Origin of the sequence: Streptomyces sp. NPDC002209, from assembly GCF_042890265.1 — a bacterium.
Taxonomy (GTDB): Bacteria; Actinomycetota; Actinomycetes; order Streptomycetales; family Streptomycetaceae; genus Streptomyces.
Genome location: NZ_JBIARX010000042.1, coordinates 1 through 1,989 on the forward strand (window position 1 = coordinate 1; position 1,989 = coordinate 1,989).

Below are 1,989 nucleotides of genomic sequence, written 5' to 3' on the forward strand. Positions count from 1 at the left end.
TCCGGTAAACGTCTCCACCCACACCAGCTCAGCCCGCAACACCCCACCCATACAGGCAAAATGCCCAGCGCCGAGCCTTCTGCAACACCCTTTAGAACCAGTTGCGCTGCGAACCCACGGACGCGATCCACTGGTTGAGGTAAGCCGCCCAGTCGGTCTCCTGGTACGACTGCAGACCCACCTGGAAGCAGCGGTACGTGTCACTGCCCTCGGAGAACAGCCCGGACTTCTTGTCCATCTCCAGGACGACGTCCATCTCGCGGCCGTCCGAGACGAAGGTCAGCTCCACCTGGTTCAGCCCGCGGTACTGCGACGGCGGCAGGAACTCGATCTCCTGGTAGAACGGCAGCGTCTGGCGCGTCCCGCGGATGTGCCCGCGCTCCATGTCCGCACTGCGGAAACCGAAGCCGAGCTGACGGAACGCATCCAGGATCGCCTGCTGCGCCGGCACCGGGTGCACGTTGATCGGGTCGAGGTCACCGGCGTCCACCGCGCGCGCGATCTCCAGCTCGGTGCTGACCCCGATGTTCATCCCGTGCAGGTGCTGACCCCCGAAGTGGGTGATCGGCGTCTCCCACGGGATCTCCAGCCCGAACGGCACCACGTGCAGGGCGCCCGGCTGCACCTGGAAGGCACCGCCGAGGCGCTGCTTGGTGAAGACGATGTCCTGCTTGTACTCCTGGTCGCCGCCCTCCACCTCGACCCGCGCCTGCAGGCCGACGGACAGGCCCTCGATCTGCTGCTCGACGGACCCGCCCTGGATGCGGACCTCGCCCTGGACGATCCCGCCCGGCACCACGTTGGGCTCGGTGATGATCGTGTCCACCGAAGCACCGCCGGCACCCAGCGCCGCGAACAGCTTCTTGAACCCCATGCTCTGACTCCCCTTGAAGGCTCGTGCGACTACCGCTTACGAGTACACAGTGACAAACGCGGAACCTTAGGCCCCGGTTGCAGGTGCGCGCGTTCCACTACGCTCGACCGGATGAGCGCGCGCCCCGACCGTACGCCCCTGACCCGGTCCTTCTTCGACCGGCCGGTCCTCACGGTGGCCCCGGATCTCCTCGGCCGCATCCTGGTCCGGCGTACACCCGAGGGCCCCCTCGAGCTCCGCATCACAGAGGTGGAGGCCTACGAGGGCGAGGCCGACCCGGGCTCCCACGCCTACCGGGGCCGGACCCGGCGCAACGCATCGATGTTCGGTCCGCCCGGACACGCGTACGTCTACTTCATCTACGGCATGTGGTTCAGCCTCAACCTGGTGTGCGGCCCACCCGACCATGCGAGCGGGGTCCTGCTGCGCGCCGGCGAGATCACCGTGGGTGCGGACCTCGCCCGCAAACGTCGACTTTCAGCCAGAAGCGACAGGGAACTGGCCAAAGGCCCGGCCCGTCTGGCCACGGCCCTGGCGGTGGACCGCTCCCTGGACGGCGCGGACCTCTGTGCCGGACCGCAATCCCCCCTGGCGCTCCTGGCGGGTACCGCCACCTCACCCGACCTGGTGAGCAACGGTCCCCGCACGGGGGTCGGCGGCGCCGGAGCGGGCCACCCCTACCGCTACTGGATCACCCACGACCCGACGGTGAGCCCGTATCGCGCCCACGCGCCACGCCGCCGCTCAACTTGACTCGCCCTTGGCGGACGCCTAACGTAGCCCGAGCCGCTTGAACGGGGCACTGCTATCAGCAGACCCCCGGAGCGGCCAACCCACTACCTACGACGTACCCCTGGCGGGGTCGATTTCGGCATGCCCGAATTCGAATCCGGTGGCTCGATTATGAGCCGCAAGGGATAAGCGCTAAAGTGGTGGAACGCCGAAAGGCAAAGGCCCCCAACGGCCACCGGAATTCAAATCCAAGTTCGGAAACGACAACGGAAATGATCTGGTAGAGTTGGAAACGAAGAACGAAGCCCGGAGGAAAGCCCGAGAGGGTGAGTACAAAGGAAGCGTCCGTTCCTTGAGAACTCAACAGCGTGCCAAAAATCAAC

At 66.5% G+C, this 1,989-nt stretch carries 3 protein-coding genes; 1 reads left to right on the top strand and 2 read right to left on the bottom strand.

Annotated features, from left to right (window positions below; translation table 11 throughout):
• Nucleotides 1–91 precede the first annotated feature (91 nt).
• Nucleotides 92–874: a sporulation protein gene (locus tag ACFYXK_RS33920; protein ID WP_383520466.1), complete on the bottom strand. Its 783-nt coding sequence runs from the start codon at nt 872–874 to the stop codon at nt 92–94.
• 111 nt (nt 875–985) lie between these two features.
• Between ACFYXK_RS33920 and ACFYXK_RS33925 the strand changes: the two genes are divergently transcribed.
• Nucleotides 986–1,627 carry a DNA-3-methyladenine glycosylase gene (locus tag ACFYXK_RS33925; protein WP_389414651.1) on the top strand — a complete coding sequence of 214 codons (642 nt, stop codon included), beginning with the start codon at nt 986–988 and terminating at the stop codon, nt 1,625–1,627.
• Nucleotides 1,628–1,775: 148 nt separating this feature from the next.
• Here the strand turns inward: ACFYXK_RS33925 and ACFYXK_RS33930 are convergent.
• Nucleotides 1,776–1,989, bottom strand: a 214-nt coding sequence (locus ACFYXK_RS33930) for a hypothetical protein (protein WP_389414652.1), incomplete at its 5' end; no start/stop codon positions are given.